General features: G+C 60.4%; 19 protein-coding genes. 5 read left to right on the top strand and 14 right to left on the bottom strand.

Translation table 11 applies throughout. From position 1 onward, the window contains the following. Window positions 1-339 precede the first annotated feature (339 nt). Both pssA and ilvC read right to left on the bottom strand, forming a co-directional pair. A complete protein-coding gene (gene pssA / locus HF027_RS15145; RefSeq protein ID WP_168017079.1) occupies window positions 340-1176 on the bottom strand; it encodes a CDP-diacylglycerol--serine O-phosphatidyltransferase in 837 nt (278 codons plus the stop codon). Between the two features lie 148 nt (window positions 1177-1324). Continuing rightward, a complete protein-coding gene (gene ilvC, locus HF027_RS15140) occupies window positions 1325-2341 on the bottom strand; it encodes a ketol-acid reductoisomerase (RefSeq protein ID WP_168017077.1) in 1017 nt (338 codons plus the stop codon). Window positions 2342-2510: 169 nt separating this feature from the next. Here ilvC and ilvY point away from each other — a divergent pair, with 169 nt between their 5' ends. Further along, the gene (gene ilvY / locus HF027_RS15135) at window positions 2511-3401 is read left to right on the top strand and encodes an HTH-type transcriptional activator IlvY (protein ID WP_168017075.1); all 891 of its coding nucleotides are present in this window, start codon (window positions 2511-2513) and stop codon (window positions 3399-3401) included. Between the two features lie 106 nt (window positions 3402-3507). On the opposite strand, the gene ilvN is transcribed toward ilvY, so the two are convergent. Both ilvN and HF027_RS15125 read right to left on the bottom strand, forming a co-directional pair. Then, complete coding sequence (gene ilvN / locus HF027_RS15130; RefSeq protein ID WP_136255851.1) at window positions 3508-3999, bottom strand: acetolactate synthase small subunit; 492 nt, start codon at window positions 3997-3999, stop codon at window positions 3508-3510. Continuing rightward, window positions 3999-5723 carry an acetolactate synthase 3 large subunit gene (locus HF027_RS15125; RefSeq protein ID WP_168017073.1) on the bottom strand — a complete coding sequence of 575 codons (1725 nt, stop codon included), beginning with the start codon at window positions 5721-5723 and terminating at the stop codon, window positions 3999-4001. Before HF027_RS15125 ends, ilvN begins: the two co-directional genes overlap by 1 nt. 664 nt (window positions 5724-6387) lie before the next feature. Between HF027_RS15125 and HF027_RS15120 the strand changes: the two genes are divergently transcribed. Continuing rightward, window positions 6388-7755: a sugar porter family MFS transporter gene (locus tag HF027_RS15120; RefSeq protein WP_168017071.1), complete on the top strand. Its 1368-nt coding sequence runs from the start codon at window positions 6388-6390 to the stop codon at window positions 7753-7755. Between the two features lie 128 nt (window positions 7756-7883). On the opposite strand, the gene clpB is transcribed toward HF027_RS15120, so the two are convergent. The 3 genes from clpB to rluD form a co-directional block, all read right to left on the bottom strand. Continuing rightward, on the bottom strand, window positions 7884-10490 hold the full coding sequence (gene clpB, locus HF027_RS15115) for an ATP-dependent chaperone ClpB (protein ID WP_168017069.1): 2607 nt from the start codon (window positions 10488-10490) through the stop codon (window positions 7884-7886). 199 nt (window positions 10491-10689) lie between these two features. Continuing rightward, window positions 10690-11454: a peptidoglycan editing factor PgeF gene (gene pgeF / locus HF027_RS15110; protein WP_168017067.1), complete on the bottom strand. Its 765-nt coding sequence runs from the start codon at window positions 11452-11454 to the stop codon at window positions 10690-10692. Window positions 11455-11481: 27 nt separating this feature from the next. Beyond that, window positions 11482-12441 carry a 23S rRNA pseudouridine(1911/1915/1917) synthase RluD gene (rluD, locus tag HF027_RS15105; RefSeq protein ID WP_168017065.1) on the bottom strand — a complete coding sequence of 320 codons (960 nt, stop codon included), beginning with the start codon at window positions 12439-12441 and terminating at the stop codon, window positions 11482-11484. 149 nt (window positions 12442-12590) lie between these two features. Between rluD and HF027_RS15100 the strand changes: the two genes are divergently transcribed. Then, complete coding sequence (locus HF027_RS15100) at window positions 12591-13400, top strand: outer membrane protein assembly factor BamD (protein ID WP_168017063.1); 810 nt, start codon at window positions 12591-12593, stop codon at window positions 13398-13400. A 164-nt stretch (window positions 13401-13564) separates the two neighbouring features. On the opposite strand, the gene HF027_RS15095 is transcribed toward HF027_RS15100, so the two are convergent. Continuing rightward, window positions 13565-15196: an NAD+ synthase gene (locus HF027_RS15095; RefSeq protein WP_168017061.1), complete on the bottom strand. Its 1632-nt coding sequence runs from the start codon at window positions 15194-15196 to the stop codon at window positions 13565-13567. Window positions 15197-15305: 109 nt separating this feature from the next. On the opposite strand from HF027_RS15095, the gene HF027_RS15090 reads away from it, so the two are divergent. Next, a complete protein-coding gene (locus HF027_RS15090; RefSeq protein ID WP_168017059.1) occupies window positions 15306-15569 on the top strand; it encodes a PP0621 family protein in 264 nt (87 codons plus the stop codon). 97 nt (window positions 15570-15666) lie between these two features. On the opposite strand, the gene thiO is transcribed toward HF027_RS15090, so the two are convergent. Continuing rightward, the gene (thiO, locus tag HF027_RS15085; protein WP_168017057.1) at window positions 15667-16767 is read right to left on the bottom strand and encodes a glycine oxidase ThiO; all 1101 of its coding nucleotides are present in this window, start codon (window positions 16765-16767) and stop codon (window positions 15667-15669) included. A gap of 177 nt (window positions 16768-16944) precedes the next feature. Here thiO and HF027_RS15080 point away from each other — a divergent pair, with 177 nt between their 5' ends. After that, a complete protein-coding gene (locus HF027_RS15080; RefSeq protein WP_168017083.1) occupies window positions 16945-17478 on the top strand; it encodes a GspH/FimT family pseudopilin in 534 nt (177 codons plus the stop codon). 66 nt (window positions 17479-17544) lie between these two features. On the opposite strand, the gene HF027_RS15075 is transcribed toward HF027_RS15080, so the two are convergent. From HF027_RS15075 to HF027_RS15790, 5 genes are all read right to left on the bottom strand, one after another. Then, window positions 17545-18663 (bottom strand): hypothetical protein, encoded by a 1119-nt coding sequence (locus tag HF027_RS15075; RefSeq protein ID WP_168017055.1) that lies wholly within the window; start codon window positions 18661-18663, stop codon window positions 17545-17547. Window positions 18664-18814: 151 nt separating this feature from the next. Further along, window positions 18815-19288 carry a PilW family protein gene (locus HF027_RS15070; RefSeq protein ID WP_245184877.1) on the bottom strand — a complete coding sequence of 158 codons (474 nt, stop codon included), beginning with the start codon at window positions 19286-19288 and terminating at the stop codon, window positions 18815-18817. Between the two features lie 3 nt (window positions 19289-19291). Further along, window positions 19292-19726, bottom strand: a complete 435-nt coding sequence (gene pilV / locus HF027_RS15065) for a type IV pilus modification protein PilV (protein WP_168017053.1) — start codon at window positions 19724-19726, stop codon at window positions 19292-19294. Further along, the gene (locus tag HF027_RS15525) at window positions 19727-20224 is read right to left on the bottom strand and encodes a GspH/FimT family pseudopilin (RefSeq protein ID WP_209316471.1); all 498 of its coding nucleotides are present in this window, start codon (window positions 20222-20224) and stop codon (window positions 19727-19729) included. A 4-nt stretch (window positions 20225-20228) separates the two neighbouring features. Beyond that, entirely contained in the window at window positions 20229-20612 is a 384-nt protein-coding gene (locus HF027_RS15790) for a type IV pilin protein (RefSeq protein WP_168017051.1), read from the bottom strand. Window positions 20613-20854: the final 242 nt, after the last annotated feature.

Raw genomic sequence — 20854 nt, 5'->3', positions numbered from 1 at the left:
CCGATCGAGTGGAGGAGCATTTTACCGTTTCCGACTGTCTTGTCAATGCCGATCGATTCAAGCGAACCGAAAAACCTTAACGAAAACAAGTGCTTCCAACACCCTACACCGCTTCCGACGTTTGCTCGTCGGCGGCAGCGGATGCGTACTCTACGGACTATCGCGGAGCTACACAACCCCTTTCTTGCAAAAAGGTGAATGAGCGGTTGTGGATAGATGACAGGGGCGAGGGGCTGTGGATAACCAGGCCCCGCTCACGACAACGCCCGCACGAGGGCGGGCGTTTGGAGGCGCTATCTATCACAGCCGCTACCTGTCAGCGCTTGCACGCGAAGCACGTCAGCTCGCCGGCTGTTTCTTCACCTTGCGCAGCACGGCGAATACCGGGCCGGACGCGACATAGACGGCGAAGAGCAACAGCAGCATGACCGCCGGCTCCACCGAGATCACCACGAAACCCAGCACGATGGCGAGCAACACCACAAAAGGCACCGGCCCCTTGAGGTCGACATCCTTGAAGCTGTAGTAGCGAATATTACTGACCATCAGCACCCCTGATGCGGCAACCACCGCCAGCATGAGCAGCTTGAAGAAGAAGGCATTGGCATCGAAGCTGTGGAACGTCCAGACACTGGCGGCCACCAGAGCGGCGGCAGAGGGACTGGGCAGGCCGATGAACCACTTCTTGTCAGTGGAGCCGATCTGGACATTGAAGCGGGCCAGCCGGAGAGCGGCACAGGCCACATACAGGAAGGCCACTACCCAACCGATCTTGCCGATGTCCTGAAGAATCCAGGTGAAGGCGACCAGGGCAGGCGCCATGCCGAAGGAAATCATGTCGGCGAGGCTATCGTACTCGGCACCGAAGGCACTCTGAGTGTTGGTCATGCGCGCGACGCGGCCGTCCAGGCCGTCGAGCACCATGGCGATAAAGATGGCAATGGCCGCCGCCGAGAAATCACCATTGATACCGGCGACCACGGCGAAGAATCCCGAAAACAGTGCGGAGGTGGTGAACAGGTTCGGCAGCAAGTATATGCCACGCCGCCGGATCTTCTTGCCATCCTCGACTGCCTCTTCGACGACTTCCGTCTCGCGCAAAAACGTCGTGGTGACGTCTTCGTCATGCTCGGGGCGCTCGTGCTCGTACTCGGTCTTTTGCGAATCCTGACTCATAGAGGTCTTCCGTTGCTGGGATATGTGTCAGCGACACGGGAACCATTCTACATGCTAGCTACCTCAACGACAGTCAGGCTCCCCCAACGCAAACAGCGAGGGCGCGGAAATCCGCGCCCTCGCTGTCGTTACAACCGGGATGGTTCGATCAGTTCTTGGACTTGTCGACCAACTGGTTGGCGGCGATCCAGGGCATCATGGAGCGCAGCTTCTCGCCGACCTGCTCGATCGGGTGTTCCGCGTTGAGGCGACGACGCGCAGTCATTGACGGATAGTTGGTCTGGCTCTCGGTGATGAAGCTCTTGGCATAGTCGCCGTTCTGAATACGCTTGAGCGCATTGCGCATCGCTTCACGAGACTGGTCGTTGATGACTTCCTTGCCAGTGAAGTACTCGCCAAACTCCGCGTTGTTGGAGATCGAGTAGTTCATGTTGGCGATGCCGCCTTCATACATCAGGTCGACAATCAGCTTGAGCTCATGCAGGCACTCGAAGTAGGCCATTTCCGGCTCGTAGCCTGCTTCGGTCAGGGTCTCGAAACCGGCCTTGACCAGCTCGACGGCACCGCCACACAGTACGGCTTGCTCGCCGAACAGATCCGTTTCGGTCTCGGCACGGAAAGTGGTCTCGATGATACCGGTACGGCCACCGCCGACACCTGCCGCGTAGGAGAGCGCCAGCGCCTTGGCGTTACCGGTGGCGTCCTGCTGAACGGCGATCAGGTCGGGAATGCCGCCGCCCTTCACGAACTCGGAACGCACGGTGTGACCCGGCGCCTTGGGGGCGATCATGATCACGTCCAGATCCTTGCGCGGCTCGATCTGGTTGTAGTGGATGTTGAAGCCGTGGGCGAAGGCGAGTGTTGCGCCTTGCTTCAGGTTCGGCGCCACTTCCTGCTCGTAGATGGCCTTCTGGTTCTCATCAGGCGCCAGCAGCATGACCACGTCAGCGGTCTTGCTCGCCTCGGCGACAGAGGCCACCTTGAGGCCGGCGGCTTCCGCCTTGGCGGCCGAGGAAGATTCCGGGCGCAGGGCGACAGTGACGTCGACGCCGGATTCCTTCAGGTTGTTGGCATGGGCATGGCCCTGTGAACCGTAACCCACGATGGTGACCTTCTTGCCCTGGATGAGGGAGAGATCGCAGTCCTTGTCGTAATAAACGCGCATAATAAAATTCCTGATAACGGGAGAGAAAAGTGTCAGCGTTGATGGCGACCCGCGCCGTCTATCGCAGCGCTTCTGGTGTTGGTGCCGATGAAGAGACGATACGACAGACATCGCGTTGCGTAAAACGCTATATTTGCAACATCACATCCCGAAAAGTGCAATAACGCCCATGGACATGCGCGACCTCCGCCACTTCCTGAGCCTGGCCGACACGCTGCATTTTGGCCGCGCCAGCGATGCCTGCCACGTCAGCCCCTCGACGCTCTCGCGCTCGATCCGCTCACTCGAGGAGAGCCTGGGCGTAACGCTCTTCGAGCGCGATAACCGACATGTGGCGCTGACCCACCAGGGCCTGACCTTTCAGGACTACGCCCGAGATGCCCTGGAACAATGGGAACTGGTGCGTCACTCCCTGATGGAAGACACGGCAACGCTCTCGGGCGAGATCAGCATCTTCTGCTCGGTGACGGCAAGCTACAGTTTTCTGTACGAGCTACTCAGTAACTTTCGTATCCGCCATCCCCGCATCGAACTCAAGCTGCATACCGGTGACCCGGCCCACTCCATCGCACGGGTCTTGGCCGGCGATGAAGACATGGCGATCACACCACGACCGCGACGCCTTCACGATGCACTGGCTTTCAAGCCGATGACCACTTCACCACTGGTGTTCATCGCGCCTCGGGATGGCGCCGACTGGATGCCTGCCCACCCGGAGATCCCCACCGCCGAGCAGTGGGCCGAGGTGCCGATGATCCTTTCCGAATCAGGCCTGTCTCGCGAGTACAGTGATACCTGGTTCAAGGCACTGGGCATTTCGCCCCGCATCTACGCCCAGGTTGCCGGGCACGAGGCCATTGTCAGCATGGTCGGGCTCGGTTTCGGCATTGGGGTCGTGCCAAAGATCGTGGTCGACAATAGCCCCCTCGCCAATCGCGTGCAGCCCCTGGCCGTCAAGCCAGAACTCCCTCACTACGACGTGGGCCTGTGCGTGGCCCAGCGAAGGCTGAAGAGCCCCCTGATCCGCGCCCTGTGGGCCGAAGTCTCGTCGCACCAATGACAGGAGCGTCCCTCTTCCCTCGCCAAGGCCCTTCGACCAGACACAAAAAAGCCGCTCCGGAGAGCGGCTTTCATGGCAGGCCTAAGCTTGTGATCGAGACAAGCCGTCAGAGGCTCAGCACCTTGTCGCCCCGGGCGATCCCCGAGACACCGGTGCGCGCCACTTCGAGAATACCTACCGGGGCCATGGCCTGGAGGAAGGCATCCAGCTTGCCGGCATCGCCGGTGATCTGCACCGTGTAAAGATTCGGCGTTACGTCGACCACCTGAGCACGGAAGATGTCGGCGGTACGCTTGACCTCGTCACGAGCAGCGCCCAGTGCCTTGACCTTGACCATCATCAGCTCGCGCTCGATGTGCTGGCCTTCGGTCAGATCGACCAGCTTGACCACGTCGATCAGCTTGTTGAGATGCTTGGTGATCTGCTCGATCACCCGGTCATCCCCCACAGTGGTCACGGTCAGCCGCGACAGTGTCGGATCTTCGGTCGGCGCGACGTTGAGCGACTCGATGTTGTAGTTACGCTGCGAAAACAGCCCCACCACACGAGACAAGGCGCCGGGTTCGTTTTCCATCAGGATAGAGATGATATGGCGCATCAGGTCCGCTCCGTCTTCGAAAGCAGCATGTCACGCATGGAGCCCAAGGGCACCTGCATCGGATAAACGTGCTCGCGTGGGTCGACGTAGACGTCGAGGAACACCAGCTCGTTATTGTCGGCGAAGGCCCGTTCGAGAGCGGGCTCGAGATCCTCGTGACGTTCCACCTTGAGGGCGGTGAAGCCATACGACTCGATCAGCATCTGAAAGTCCGGCAACGACTCCATGTAGGACTGGGCGTGACGGGACTTGTAGTTCAGGTCCTGCCACTGGCGCACCATGCCCAGCGAGCCGTTATTCAGGTTGATGATCTTCACCCCCACCCCGTACTGCTTACAGGTGGAAAGCTCCTGCATCATCATCTGGAAGCTGCCCTCACCGGTGATGCAGACCACATCATCATCCGGGTAGCTCTTCTTGATCCCCATGGCCGCCGGAAAACCGAAGCCCATGGTGCCAAGTCCGCCCGAGGTGATGAAACGGTTGGGCTTGTCGAACTTGTAGTACTGGGCGGCGAACATCTGATGCTGGCCGACATCGGTGGTCACGAAGGCCTCGCCACGGGTTACCCGGCAAATGGCTTCGATCACTTCCTGCGGCTTGAGCGGCTCGCCCTGCTGGGAAGGCTCATAGAGTTTGCCCGCCCGCTCGTCGCGCCAGCCATCGATCTTCTGCCACCATTCGGTCAGTGCCTCGGGCTGGCTGATTTCCTTGCCCTGCACTAGGCTGATCATCTCGCTGATGACGCTCGCCGCCGGCCCGACGATGGGCACGTCGGCACGCACGGTCTTGGACACCGAGCTTGGGTCGATGTCGACGTGGACGATCTTGGCCGTGGGGCAGAACTTGGAGGTGTTGTTGGTCACCCGGTCATCGAAGCGCGCGCCGATGGCGATCACCAGGTCGGCATGGTGCATGGCCATGTTCGACTCATAGGAGCCGTGCATACCCAGCCAACCGAGACATTGGCGATCACTCTGCGGATAGGCGCCAATACCCATCAGCGTGGTCGTGATCGGAAAGCCCAAGTGCTTGACCAGATTGGTCAGCCCTTCACTCGCGTTGCCGGTGACCACACCGCCGCCGGTATAGAACACCGGGCGCTTGGCCTTGAGCATCAGCTCCACGGCCTTCTTGATCTGCCCGGTATGACCGCGACTGACCGGATTGTAGGAGCGCAGCTTGACCTTCTTCGGGTAGACGTACTCGTAACGCTCGGTAGGAGCGGTCATGTCCTTGGGCACGTCTACCACCACCGGACCGGGGCGACCGGTCCCGGCGAGGTAATACGCCTTCTTCAGCACCTCGGGAATCTCCGAAGGATGCCGAATCGAGAAGCTGTGCTTCACCACCGGACGGGTCACGCCGATGATGTCGGTTTCCTGGAAGGCATCGTCGCCGATCAGGTGGCTCATCACCTGTCCGCAGATCACCACCAATGGAATCGAGTCCATGTAGGCGGTGGCGATGCCGGTCACGGCGTTGGTCGCGCCGGGACCCGAGGTGACCAGCACGGTACCGGGCTTGCCAGACGCTCGGGCATAGCCGTCGGCGGCATGCGTCGCGGCCTGCTCGTGGCGTACCAGAATGTGTTTGACCTTGTCCTGACGAAACAGGGCGTCATAGATATGCAACGCCGCTCCGCCGGGATAGCCATAGATATATTCGACGCCCTCGTCCTGAAGGAAGCGGGCGATCATGTCGGCGCCGGAAAGCAGTTCCACTGTGTTTCTCCCCTGGAGGTCTCGAGTGCCTTGCCATGCCCTGTGGGTCACGCAAGTCGAGTGCGGCGGTATGCCGCGGCCGGTCGATGCCGGCACCTGATGCCAAACCCTGGCTTCATTCGGCCCGGATAGGGCCAGCACTCACATCACGGCGGTTTACCGTGTCGGGGCGTTGGCCGAGCAAGGCGGGTAGCCGTGCCCGGAAAGTCCTTCGGCGGGTAGAGGTCCTGCGACCTACCCTTCGCGCGGCGGTCGGGGATCGCCCGGATTCGTCCGCGCCCGCAATCAGGAACCGTCAAGACTCCAATAGCCCCCCGGTAGTGTCAACCGTGAAAAGGCATCATGCGCTAACTTGACGCTAACACACGGCCTCAACCGGCGATCGCGCACCCGGTGGTGCCTCGTGGGTGCGGGACATTATGGTACCGACGCCCGACCATTGAACCAATGTCTAATGCCGTTGAGTGGTGGAAATTCCGGTCAGCTGCTGTAATGACGACCTGCTGACACGTTTCAGCAAACGTCGACAAACACAAGCCGCGCCTTTCGCCGCGTTTTTTTGGCCATCAAGTGAATCGATTCATCCATGATTCTCGGGCCGCGCTTCCCTGACCCCAGGCGCACGAGAAACGACGACGAAAGGCGACTCTGCCAGGAGTCTCCCATGTCTCGCATCATACAGTGGTCGATCACAGTAGCCCTCGCCGGCTTCCTGTTCGGCTTCGATACCGCCGTCATCTCCGGCGCCGACAAACCCATTCAGGCCCTCTGGGGGCTGAGCGATCTGCAGCATGGCCTGCTGATCATGTCGATGGCGCTGTGGGGCACCGTACTCGGCGCAATCTTCGGCAACTGGCCGACCGACAAGCTGGGCCGTCGGGCCACCCTGGTGCTGATCGGCATCCTCTATCTGGGCTCGGCGCTCGGTTCAGCGTTGGCCACCGATCCCTTCTGGTTCTCCTTCTTCCGACTGATCGGCGGCATCGGCGTGGGCATCTCCTCGGTGGCAGCGCCCACCTACATCTCCGAGATCGCACCGGCCAAGCATCGCGGCGCCCTGGTCGGCCTGTACCAGTTCAACATCGTGTTCGGCATCCTGATGGCCTTCGTGTCCAACTACGTGCTGGGTTCGATGCTCGGCGAGGGGGCGTGGCGCTGGATGCTGGGCATCGAAGCCGTGCCGGCACTGCTGTATACCCTGATGATCTGTCGGGTGCCGAAGAGCCCGCGCTGGCTGATCCTCAAGCGCAATGACGTTGAGGAAGCTTCTCGGGTCCTCCGAATGATCGAGCCCAACGCCGACGTGGATGCCGAGATCGCCGCGATCCGCGCCGCGGAAACCAGTGAGCAGAAGGCGCACGCCCCTTTCTTCTCCGGCCGCTACCGTCTGCCGATCCTGCTGGCCTTCCTGATCGCCTTCTTCAACCAGCTCTCGGGCATCAACTTCATCATCTACTATGCGCCGCGGGTGCTCGAGGCCGCCGAGCTCGGCAGCAGCGTCGCCCTGCTCTCCTCGGCCGGCATCGGCTTGGTCAACCTGGTCTTCACCATGGCCGGCATGGCCCTGATCGACCGCCTGGGCCGTCGCACCCTGCTGTATATCGGCTCGGTGGGCTACCTGGTCTCGCTGGTACTGATCTCTCGGGCCTTCTACCTTGGCAACCTCGGCGGGCTCGAGGTGCCGCTGCTGCTGGGGCTGTTCATCGCGGCCCATGCGATCAGCCAGGGGGCGATCATCTGGGTGTTCATCGCCGAGGTCTTCCCCAACCATGTGCGCGCCCGCGGCCAGTCCTTCGGCAGCTCGGTACACTGGATCTGCGCGGCCCTTATCACCCTGGTGATGCCCTGGGTGCTGGGCACCTTCAATGGCGGCCCGGTGTTCGCCTTCTTCGCGGTGATGATGGCGCTGCAGGTGCTGTTCGTGAAGTTCCTGATGCCAGAAACCAAGGGCGTGTCGCTGGAGGCCCTGCAGGAGCGCCTGGTTCGCGAACCGACGCCCACGGCGCAATCCGCCACCGCCGGCAACCGCTGAGCGCGACTCGCGCCCTCGCCTGACCATCGAGGGCGGCAACACGCACGCTGAACGACAAAAGGCCCGCCTCCTGGGAGGCGGGCCTTTCTCATGCACACGAGCTACTACGCGGCGGACAAGCGTTGATGTTATTGCTTACTGAACGTCAGCTTGCCGTCTTCGCTTGCCACCTTGATGGTTTCGCCCGGGGCAAACTTGCCGGCGAGCAGGTCCTGAGCCAGCGGGTTTTCGATCCGGCTCTGGATCGCCCGCTTGAGAGGCCTGGCACCAAACACCGGATCGAAGCCCACCACCGCAAGCTGAGCCAGCGCTTCATCGCTGACTTCAAGCGACAGGTCCCGCTCGGCGAGACGAGAACGCAGGCGCTCGAGCTGGATGCTGGCAATGGCCTGAATCTGCTCCTGGCCGAGCGCGTGGAAGACCACCACTTCGTCGATGCGGTTGATCAGCTCGGGACGGAAGTGGTCGCCGACCACCGCCATCACGCTCTCTTTCATCTGCGCGTAGTCTTTCTCGCCATCACCACTGCTCTCGCCGCCCATGCGCTGGATGATGTCCGAGCCCATGTTGGAGGTCATCACGATCACCGTGTTGCGGAAGTCCACGGTACGCCCCTGTCCGTCGGTGAGGCGGCCATCCTCCAGCACCTGCAGCAGGATGTTGAAGACATCGGCATGGGCCTTTTCGACCTCGTCGAGCAGCAACACCGAATAAGGCTTGCGACGCACCGCCTCGGTCAAGTAGCCACCTTCTTCATAGCCGACATAGCCCGGCGGCGCACCGATCAGACGTGCCACGGAGTGTTTCTCCATGAACTCGGACATGTCGATGCGCACCATGGCCTCTTCGGTGTCAAAGAGGTAGTTGGCGAGCGACTTGCACAGCTCGGTCTTGCCCACCCCGGTCGGGCCGAGGAACAGGAAGGAGCCATTGGGGCGGTTGGGGTCGGCAAGCCCGGCCCGGGAACGACGCACCGCATTGGCCACCGCGGTGACCGCCTCGTCCTGACCGATCACCCGCTCGTGCAGCGCCTCTTCCATGCGCAGCAGCTTGTCACGCTCGCCCTCGAGCATCTTGGACACCGGGATGCCGGTCCAGCGCGACACGACCTCGGCGATTTCTTCCTCGGTGACGTTGGAACGCAACAGCCGATGCTTTGAGGTGTCGGTATCGGCTTCGGCCTCCGCACTCTCGGCGATCTTCTTCTCCAGATCAGGGATCACCCCGTACTGGATCTCGGACATGCGCGCCAGGTCCCCCTGGCGACGAGCCTGCTCCAGGTCGATGCGGGCGCGATCGAGCTCGTCCTTGAACTGGGCCGCCCCCTGGATACTGGCCTTCTCGGCCTTCCAGATCTCGTCGAGATCGGCATATTCGCGTTCGAGCTCGCCGATTTGCTCCTCGAGGCCCTCGAGTCGCTTCTTGGAAGCCTCATCGGTCTCCTTCTTGAGATGCTCGCGCTCCATCTTGAGCTGGATCAGGCGCCGGTCGAGGCGATCCATCTCCTCGGGCTTGGAGTCGAGCTCCATGCGGATGCGCGAGGAGGCCTCATCGATCAGGTCGATGGCCTTGTCAGGCAGCTGGCGATCGGTGATATAGCGCGTCGACAGCTTGGCCGCGGCGATGATCGCACCATCGGTGATGTCGACCCCGTGGTGCACCTCATAGCGCTCCTTGAGGCCACGCAGGATGGCCACGGTATCCTCTTCGGAGGGCTCGTCCACCTGCACCTTCTGGAAGCGACGTTCGAGGGCCGCATCCTTCTCGATGTACTTGCGGTATTCATCGAGCGTCGTGGCACCGACACAGTGCAGCTCACCGCGCGCCAGGGCCGGCTTGAGCATGTTGCCGGCATCCATGGAACCCTCGGCCTTGCCGGCGCCGACCATGGTGTGCAGCTCGTCGATGAACAGGATCACCCGGCCTTCTTCCTGGGCGAGCTCCTTGAGCACTGCCTTGAGGCGCTCTTCAAATTCACCGCGAAACTTGGCACCAGCGAGCAGCGCGCCCATATCCAGCGACAGCACGCGCTTGTCCTTGAGCCCTTCCGGTACCTCACCGTCGACGATGCGCTGGGCAAGCCCCTCGACGATGGCCGTCTTGCCAACGCCGGGCTCACCGATCAGCACCGGGTTGTTCTTGGTGCGGCGCTGCAGCACCTGGATGGCGCGGCGAATTTCGTCGTCGCGGCCGATGACCGGGTCGATCTTGCCGCTAGCGGCCCGCTCATTGAGGTCCAGGGTGTACTTCTCCAGGGCTTCGCGCTGGTCCTCGGCGTTGGGGTCATCGACCCGTTCGCCACCCCGTACGTCGTCGACGGCGGTCTCCAGCGCCTTGCGGGTCACCCCGGCCTGAGTCAGCCGCTTGGTCACCGCACCGCCCATCTCCAACGCAGCCAGCAGCACCAGCTCGCTTGCGATGTACTGATCGCCGCGCTTCTGCGCTTCGCGGTCGGTAAGGTTGAAAAGCTTGATCAGGTCGCGTGACGGCTGCACCTCGCCATCGAAGTTGGCGACCTTGGGCAGTTCGTCGAGATGGCCGGAGAGGCCGTCGCGCAGCCGATTTACATCACCCCCGGCCTTCTGTACCAGCGCCTTGACGCCAGTGTCGCTGGCATCCAGCAGCGCCAGCAGCAGGTGGCCGGGCTCGAGCTGGTTGTGCCCGCGGCCCACGGCCAGAGACTGGGCATCGGAGACGGCGTTCTGCAACTTGGCCGTAAATTTGTCGAATCGCATAGGTATCCTCCATCGGGAGGCGACGTGATCAGACACGCCGCCAGCCTGTTTCTTCTCTTGACAGTATCAATGGAGGTATGGCGGCCCGCTTTCAAGGCGTCTGCCCAAGGAAAGATGCGGCGACTTGATGCAGATCAACTCAGGCCCTGAAGCGCGTGCCTTCAGGCCTCGGTCATACAACGCTGGGCGCCGCGCTGACTCAGCGAAGCCAGATCACACTGGCCATACGGCCTGTGACGCCGTCATCGCGGCGGTGGGAGTAGAAGCGGGGTTCGCAGGCAGTGCAGAAGTGACCGCCGCTGATGTGCGCGACGCCCAGCCGCTCGAGACGCAGGCGCGCCAGGCGATAGACATCGGCCATATAGTGACCGAGACGATAGGGGCTTGGTTCGAAGGCACTCTTGGCTTCTGGCTGCACGGCCACAAAGGCGTCATGCACCTCGGGCCCCACCTCGAACTGGGCATTGGAGATCGCCGGGCCCAGCCAGGCCATCAACTCGCTAGGCTCGGCGCCAAGCGCCGCCACCGTGGCCTCAAGCACGCCGCCGGCGAGCCCGCGCCAGCCGGCATGCGCGATGCCGACCCGAGTGCCACGCTGATCGCAGAAAAACACCGGCAGACAGTCGGCGCTCTGCACCACACAGGCATGGCTGCCATCGAAGGCTACCGCGGCATCCGCCTGCGGCGCCCCAGGGACGTACACCTGCTGCACGTTGGCACCATGCACCTGGTCGAGCCAAAGTAGCGGGCGGTCGCTACCCACCTCGGCCTGCAACAGCTCACGACAGCGCGCCACCATGGCCGGGTCGTCATCGACATGCTCGGCCGTATTGAACGCCGCGAACGGCCCCTCACTGGGTCCTGTCTCGCGGGTGGTCACCAGTGCCCGCACCGTACTCGGGGCCGGCCAATCAGGCAGCACCAGCGTGGGATAGGGGTGGAGTGTCTCAGCGGGGTCCGTCATCACCGGGGTCCTCTGCAAGGCATGGCCTCATCGCATGGTGGCATGATCGTCGCGCAGGTAATCGAGCAGCATCAGCATATCGTCGGGCAGCGCGGCGCGAAACTCGAGGCGCTGCCCACTTTGCGGATGTACGAAGGCCAGCTTGCGCGCATGCAAGGCCTGACGCGGGAAGCCACGCAGCAGGTCCTTGAGATCATCATCGGCTCCCGGCGGCAGCTTCAGGCGGCCGCCGTAGAGGCTGTCGCCAATCAGCGGGAAACGCTGATGCGCCATATGCACGCGGATCTGGTGGGTGCGCCCGGTCTCGAGCTTGCAGCGCACATGGGTGTGATTGCGGAAGCGCTCGGTGACCCGGTAGTGAGTGACCGCCGGTTTGCCGGATGCCGTCACCGACTGACGCTTGCGATCCTTGGGGTGGCGCCCGATCGGCGCATCAATGCGCCCACCGGAAGTCACGACCCCGGTCACGATGGCATCGTATTCCCGCGAGACACTGCGCGCCTGAAGCTGCTCGACCAGGTTCGTCTGGGCGGCGAGGGTCTTGGCGACCACCATCAACCCGGTGGTGTCCTTGTCGAGGCGGTGCACGATGCCTGCCCTGGGTACACTGGCCAGGTCCGGGCAGTGATGCAGCACCGCATTCAGCAGCGTGCCATCAGGGTTGCCGGCCGCCGGATGCACGACCAGGCCGGAAGGCTTGTTGATCACCAGTACGGCATCGTCTTCATGGACGATATCCAGATCGATGTCCTGGGGCTCGAAGCGCAGTTCGTCTTCGACCACGGCGGTCAGCACCAGCTGCTCGCCGCCGTAGATCTTGTCCTTGGGCTTGGCACGGGCACCATCGAGGGTCAGGTCGCCCGATTTTATCCAGGCTTTCAGGCGCTCGCGGGAGAAGTCGGAGAAGACTTCGGCCGCCACCTGGTCAAGGCGCTGGCCGGCCATGGCCTCGGGAATGCGGGCGTCGCGTTGTACGGTTTCTGACATGGGGGCTGTGTGCCTTTGACGTGGCACTCACCAGACACCAAGGCTTGGCGCTTTGCGACCTGCCCTGAGTGGTTTATCGTGAGTGCTTTATGATGAGCCGCTGCGTAATTCTACCACGGCCATTCGGGTTGTTTGAGACGAGGACCATGATGCGCGTTTTCCCCCGTGGTACACGGCTGGGCGCCTATGCCCTGGCAGCCGCCCTGCTCGCCGGTTGCGCCGGCAACGATACCGTTCCCGACGAGATCGCGGAAGCCGAGCTCTATCAGCAGGCGATGACGGCGATGGAGGCTCAGAATTACACCAACGCTGTCAGCCGTCTTGAGGCGCTCGACGCTCGCTACCCCTTTGGCGAGCACGCCGAGCAGGCGCAGCTGGAGCTGATCTACGCCTACTACCAGGCCGAAAACTGGGAATCGGCACGGGCTGCCGCCAGCCGCTTCATCCGCCTGCAGCCGGACCATCCCCAGGTTGACTACGCCTACTACATGCGAGGCCTGGCGGCCTATCAGGCCGGCCGGTTCAGCCTCGAAGGGCTCAAGCTGATCGACATTTCCAAGCGTGACCTGGGCGCGACCCGCGAGTCCTACAGTGACTTCCGGGATCTCATCGAGCGCTACCCGGACAGCGAGTACGCCCCTGACGCCGAGCAGCGCCTGGTCTATCTGCGCAATGTGCTGGCCCGCCATGAGCTGCAGGTCGCCGACTTCTATCTGCGCAAGGGTGCCTACCTGGCCGCCGTCAAACGTGGGCGCTGGGTGATCTCTCACTACCCTGAGGCACCGTCCAATGCCGACGCGCTGGCGGTAATGGTCGAAGGCTATCTGGGCCTGGGGATGACCGACCGTGCCCGTGAAGCGCTCACTACTCTGATCGAGAACGCACCGGACCACGAGCATCTGGACGGCCGAACCTTCCGCGGCGAACACGTCAAAGAGACGCTGCGCCTGGGTAGCTGACCCTTCATCACCCGCCTGTCTTGCCCTCACCAACGATGGCATGAGGGCTCGTCAAAGTGACACGAAAACGCCCCGCCGGCAGAGCCGACGGGGCGTTTTTTATCGGCGAGTACTGGCTTGTCGCACTACAACACGAGTACGCGTTGCCCGAACGATCACCAGCACTAGTCGCCCGGCTGCCAACCGTTGACGATCGGATAGCGACGGTCGCGACCAAAGCCACGCGGCGTGACGCGCACGCCCACTGGCGCCTGACGGCGCTTGTACTCGCAACGATCGACCAGCTTGACCACCTGATAGACATCATCGCGCGCATAACCTGCCTCGATGATCGCCTCGGCACTCATGTCACCCTCGATATAGCGCGCCAGGATAGCGTCCAGGGTGTCGTACCCCGGCAGCGAGTCGCTGTCCTGCTGATCCGGCGCCAGCTCCGCAGACGGCGGGCGCTCGATCACCCGCTCAGGGATAGCCGGTTCCTGATCGTTGCGCCAACGCGCCAGACGGTAGACCCAGGTCTTGTAGACGTCTTTCAGGGCGTTATAACCGCCGACCATATCACCGTAGAGCGTGGCGTAGCCGACCGCCATCTCGCTCTTGTTGCCGGTGGTCAGCACCATCAGGCCTTTCTTGTTGGAGATCGCCATCAGCAGCACACCACGACAGCGCGACTGCAGGTTCTCTTCGGTGGTGTCGCGCTCGGTGCCGGCGAAACTCTCGGTGAGCGTCTCCATGAAGCTTTCGACCATCGGCGCAATGGGCATCACTTCATAGCTGACGCCAAGCAGCTTGGCCTGTTCGGCGGCATCAGCCTTGGAGATATCCGCCGTGTAGTGATACGGCATCATCACCGCATGAACCCGGTCCGGGCCAAGGGCATCCACCGCGATGGCAAGCGTCAGTGCCGAGTCGATGCCCCCCGACAGGCCGATCACCACGCCCTTGAATCCGCTCTTGTTGACGTAATCACGTACGCCGGTCACCAGCGCGCAATAGAGGTTTTCTTCGGGGTCGGGCAGCGGCTCGCATTCACCCTCCTGCGGTACCCAGTGCGTCTGCTCACGCAGAAACTGCACCGGCATCAGCCCCACCGCCCAGTGGGGCGCCTGAACCTTCAGCTGACCGTCAGCACCGAAGCAGGCCGAACCGCCGTCGAACACCAGTTCATCCTGGCCACCCACCTGATTCACATACACCAGTGGGCGCTGGGCCTCGGCGGCACGCTCACTCAGCAGTTCAAGGCGCTCAGCAGGCTTGTCCTTATGGTAGGGCGAGGAATTGATGGTAATCAGAATTTCCGCACCTGCCTCGCATGCCTGACGCACCGGCTCGGTCTTCCAGACATCTTCGCAGATCAGGATGCCGAGCTTCGCGCCCTGGTGCTCAATGACCAGCGGCTTTGTGCCGGGGCTGAAGTAGCGCTGCTCATCGAACACCAGATAGTTCGGCAATGCCTGCTTGGCGTACTCATCGAGCCATACGCCGTTATACAGCAACCCTGCGAGGTTATAGGTGTGTCCCTCGCGCCGTCCGGGATAACCAATAATCACCAGCACATCACCGGCGACCTTGGCCGCCATGTGCGCGCGGGCCTCTCGCAAGCGCGTCTCCATGGAAGGGCGCAGCAGCAGGTCCTCCGGCGGATAGCCGGTCAGGAACAGTTCGGGGAATACCACGATATCCGCGCCGTGCTCGATGCGCGCTTCGCGCACGGCTTCAATGGCGCGCTCGGCATTGCCGGGAATATCGCCGACCAAAGGGTCGAATTGGGCCATCACCAGCGTCAAGTCTTGCATGGTCGGGGAAATCTCTCGAAACTCTCGGATAACCGCATTGTCCCGCATGGCCGCCCGAGTAGCAAAACACAAACCTTCTCACGCGGCCCAACCTGGGAGTCATAAAAGGATGAACCTGTTGATCATTCGCCTGATCATTTTTGTCGTGCTGTTCTGGGCCGGCCTGAAGCTCTACCGCATGTACCGCGACTGGAAGCTCGAACGCGAGGAATGGCAGCAAACTGAAGATCGCCAGGAGGGCGGCCATATGGTGCGCTGCGTCTACTGCCAGGTGCACTTGCCCGAAGACGAGGCCCTTCGCGAGCAGGGCCAATGGTTCTGTGGCACGCCCCACCGTGACAAGTACCTCGCCGAGCAGCAGCCCTCCGAATAAAGGGCTATGACGACTGAAGGGCGATCATCACGGGAGGGCTCTTTTCACCCAGGTGCCCTCCCCTTCACTATTATCCTCTCCACCACGCGCCCGCTTCCTATTCGCCAAGGCGGCCTTCCAAGCGGTAATGGGTCGGGTCGAGGATAGGCTCGCGGCCCAATAACTCATCGACCAGCAGGCGCGAAGAGGCCGGTGCCAATACCAAACCGTTGCGATAGTGGCCGGCATTGACCCAGAGGTTTTCAACACCCGGCACCGCGCCGATGAACGGAATCCCTTCCGGCGAGCCGGGGCGCAACCCGGCCCAGTGATGCTCCACCTCACAGTCAGCCAGTGCCGGCACGATCTGGGTGGCACTCTGCCACAGGGATTCGCGCGCCTCGTGGGTAGTGGCCTTGTCGAAGCCCGTCTCTTCGAGGGTCGACCCCGCCAGCACGCGACCATCGCCACGGGGAATCACGTAACGCCCGTCCATCAGCACCACCCGCTGGACGAGCCCGGGCGGCGCCTTGAAGAGGATCATCTGCCCCTTTACCGGACGCACCGGTAGCGTCACCTCGACGCTCTCCAATAGCTGAGCCGCCCAGGCGCCGCCGCAGACGATCACCCGCTGCGCCGTCACAAGTCCCCCTTGTGTCCGGGCACCGACCACCGCGCCACTGGCGTCACGCTCAAGGCCGATTACCGCCTCATGCTCGCGCAGCGTGACCCTCGGCATCGCCGCCAGTCGCGCTCGCAGCGCGCTGCCCAGGCGTGGGTTGCGAATGCTGCCAAGGGTGGGCATCCACAACGCCTGATCGCAGCCGGGCGCTGCCGCCGGTTCCTTGGCATAGATCACCTCCGGCCCCACCCTCTCAAGCGGTTTGCCAGCGTTCCGGGCCCAGCCAAGCGCCTGCTCTTCATCCTCAACCCGCAGGTACAGGAGCCCCTTCTGGCGATACTCCGGGTCGATGCCGGTCTCCTCCAGAAGCCGCAGGCTGAGCTCCGGGTAGAAACCCTCGGACCAGCGCGACAAGCGCGATACCGGTGCGGCATGCCGCCAAGGATAAAGCGGCGAGACGATACCGCCTCCCGCCCAGGAGGCCTCACGGGCACACTCACCGCGCTCTACAAGGGTTACCGACTGGCCCGCATCGGCCAATTGCAGCGCCGTCATCATGCCGATGACGCCACCACCAATAATCAGGAAATCACTCACAATAAAATACGCTCTGGCTTACGGCAGATTTGGCTAGGGTAACCGAATGTAGGAAGGGGTAAAGAACCGGGTGTAAAGAGCTGGGCATAAAGAACGAAGAGTGATGACTCAGGGCAAGGGCTGCCCGAGAACAGAACGGCGTCGTATGGCGCGAATGCTCCAGGGAAGGAGACCGGCATGTACTCAAGAGCAACGTTTCAAATACGCCCTCGAGAATCCGGCTTCACGCTGATCGAACTGCTGGTGACCCTTGCCGTGGTAGTGATCATGGCAACCGTCGCCGTACCCAGTTTTCAGTCCTTCAGCGCTCGCAACGAAGTGGCCGCCGAGGTCATGCGGCTGAAGACCGCTCTCGCGCTAACCCGCAGTGCTGCCATTACAAAGCGTAGCACCGTGACGCTCTGCCCCTCGCAGGACATGAAAGAGTGCGAGATTACTAACAATGCCGAGGGTGAAGCCTGGCTGGCCACTCTGGCGATCTTCGAAGGACGGGGTGAGCCAGGAGATGAGTTGTTGCGCACCTTTGGCGAGAGCCAGTTACCCGCAGTGACTTACCGGAATGATGATCGCCCGGTGCGCTACAAGGCGCTGGGCCGCTCATCGGGCTACAACGGCACCTTTCGCCTCTGCGGGCGACTGGAAGAAGGTGCCAGCGTCATCGTCAATAATGTTGGAAGGGTGCGTGTGGAATCTGAAAGACCAATGTGCTGAATATCAACACCAGCTTTACTCAGACTAAAGACCCCTCCATAAAATCAACCCGATACAACTAAAGCTTCACTGCCAGCTAATTATTTCTGAAGCGCCACCACTACCACCACCTACATTTTGTGCATTCCCTATAGCTTCAGAACTATACAGAACGGCAGGATTACCTTTACCCATAAACGAATAATTATTACCTATAATTGCACCAACTATCGCCGGAGTTCCCTTGGAAACGATATTTCCTCCACGCATGATGACAAGACCTGTAAACTTATCTTTCCCACCCAGGCTAAGTGTTCCTCCGTCAATCACGACAACACCACTCGCCGAGCCAGGGCTTACTGTTTCGCCCGGGCCAGCATAGAAAACCTCGCTTGACTCAGATGCTTTACCTACGGCTTTATCAATTTCACTTTGGATAACATCCTTTACAGCATCCCACCCATCGCTTGCTTCTTCGTACTCATCTCCCAAAGCAGACTGCTTAAAAGAAGCATACTCACTGGAGGTATATATCTCCTGGCCTTCAACTCCTCCACCTTGAGACGAAAAAGGCGAACTATTCATATCGCCCATTATCACTGCGGGAACAAATATCTTATCGCCATTTTCATCATAAACTGGATCAGGTCTATTGGAGCCTGAAGCTTTCCCTTCAGCTTCTCTATCAGTACCATCAACTACTGGCCCCGAATTACCTTCGCCAGGTACGAAGCTGCAGCCAGTACCCAAACAACTGACGGTCGCTTCGGGATCAAAACCAAAGAAAGAGGTACTAACTTTAACAAAAACCGGCTCACTTACAGAGACATTGCCATCCTCAATAGCTCCCATAGCAACAACATAGTCACCTTCTTCTTGACCAAAATCACCATCTTCTAGCTCTAAGAAACAAGCTTGCTTTTCATCACCTGAAGCCAAACATCCAGTAATATTATCGTTCGCAAAACTAGAAAATTCGGACCACTCTAGCTTCTCAGGCGGAGCTAAAGAAACTTTTCCCTCCAAACCTAAAAACAGCTCAGATGCAGCTTTTTCAGCATTCATCTGCGCTTGAGTAGCCGCCTTATAATTCCCCGCCAACCGCTCGTCGATCTGCGACGACTGCATGCTGGTCAATCCTAACATTAGAGAGGCTGTCAGCATGGAAAGAACAACTATCAGGGCCGCGCCAGTTTGATTTTTCATAGCTTGCCCTGCCCTTTAGCACTGTTTCGGTTTGTATTTTCCGCTGCTGTTATATCAAGAATCACCATACATACGGCTACCATCCTCATAGAAGTCTAGGTTATTTTCATCTGGCGCTGTCTGTGAACCATCCATAGGATCATCGCCGCTGTCATCCGCCACCACTAACAGCAGCCGTCCGATTCATGGCATAAAACTCGAACGCTGATGCCTCACCTTGCAAGGTCAAGGTAACTCGATGCAAGCCGTCAACACCGCCCGCATCCGGCGTGACATTTAATTTCCCACTACAGCCACTCTCATCCGAAAAGCCATCAACAATGGGCTGATCATCGACAGTGTCAAAAAGTGTACAGCTCTCCCCATCCTCGGCGCTTCTAAACTCATAGCGGTCAGGATCGAAGTCCCCGCGGCGTATCTCACGAACCAACACATCCGACACAAATGTCAACGCAGCCTGCTTGTCGCCAAGCGCTTCCACCTGTCGAAAGCTCTGAAACCCGTTTAAGAACAGCTGGCCAGCGCCGAGAATAATTACTAGGCCGATGACCATGGCTACCATCAGCTCGACCAATGAGAAGCCACTATGCTTGCCCCGTGCGCGCATAACCTGTCCATAATGCATCCGTCATGACCCCGAGAGATTAGGCAGGCGGTAAATATATTCAAAGCTTCCGTTCCCAGCTTCTAGCCGACTCTCTCTCCAGTTAACGATCACCTTATACTCACAGGCATCTGTTTCCTCTATGTCACTATTACCAGCATCTGACATCGCCGTTCCGCTCCCAAACCATTGCCCCTTCCAGTCAGTTGACACACTTGAAATCTGAGCGTCGTTGGGGCAGGTACCCAACGTTGCCAATTCTGACCAAGTTCGCTCCTGGGCATCTACTGCAGCCAGGCTGGCAATGGAACGCTGATAGCCGGCATGGGCACTTTGCAGCGCCTTTAACTGCATGCTGGCCACGCCGAGAAGGCCGATGGATAACACCAGTAGCGCCACCAGCGCCTCGACAAGCGTGAAGCCTCTAGTGTGGTAGCTGCCTGTGAGTCGCTGAGACAATTAAGCGCCCTCCTCGTCAGCTACATCCGGCGCCTCATCCAGCCGGGCAATACGCCCATAGCGGCTGACCTCGATGCCGTAATAACGGGGCTTTCCCTCTCCTTCAAGCGCGATCCGGCAACCATCATCACAACCATTTCCGTCAATACGACCGAGGGAGTTGAAGGTAAGGTTCGAGGGGCCATCAAGGGTCAAGGCGATTTCCCCACTACCTGAGGCCTGCCGAATCACAGTATTGTCCGCCTCTTGAACTTGCCATTGCCACCCGGTGCCTGCATCAAGGTCGCCATCTTCCGTTACTACATAGCTTACGTTTTCACGTCGCTTGATCGCTTCGCTTCGCGCCAGGTTTAGGCCAATTAGCACGCTATTAAACTCGGTCGCGAAGCGCTGGCGGTTGATCATGTCCACGAAGTTGGGCACCGCGACGGTCGCCAGAATGGTGGCCACTGCCATGGTTAGCAGCAATTCGATCAGCGTAAAGCCACGTGCTCTCATCGCTTCACCAGCACTCTGCGTCAGGAGTAGTTTGCCCAGACTGATCAATCGTTAAAGTTTTGCATGCGGTCTTCACCTGGCTGCCGCTGTGCGTAGCCGTCAGTGTGTAGCTAGAAGACGAGGGCGAGCCTGTCACCTTGTAATACCCTTCATCAGAATCAACTGGCAGAGAAATACAGCCCGAATAGGAGTAGTCAGCGGTATAGCAACGCTCCAACTCACTCGCCAATTCCATTAGCTTCGCCTGTCCGTCAGTTACCCTGGCGCTTTCCACATATCCCTGATAACTCGGGTACGCGATCGACGCGAGGATGCCGATCACCGCGACGGTGATCAGCATCTCGATCAGCGTAAAACCTGACTGCTCTCCTGCCTTTGTCGTGCGCATCACTCGCAAGCCTCCCCCACTGAAACATCATGCGTCTGATGCCAGTATGTATCAGGATGCCCTGCGGCGTCATATTCGCGCACAAGTCTGGGCACAAAAAAACCGGGCCTGAGCCTAATGCCAGTCAGTTAAGCCTACCTTCAATAAGCTGATCATGAGACCTTTCCCTGTCAGGTACACTGACACGGGAAGGTCCATGCATTTCAGCAACGCCATCGATGCCATTGCCAAGGCGGTGCCCG

The sequence above is a fragment of the Halomonas salinarum genome, assembly GCF_012062845.1.
Classification (GTDB): Bacteria; Pseudomonadota; Gammaproteobacteria; order Pseudomonadales; family Halomonadaceae; genus Onishia; species Onishia salinarum.
The sequence above is the reverse complement of the archived record's forward strand: the minus strand, read 5'-3'. Positions and strand labels throughout refer to the sequence as shown.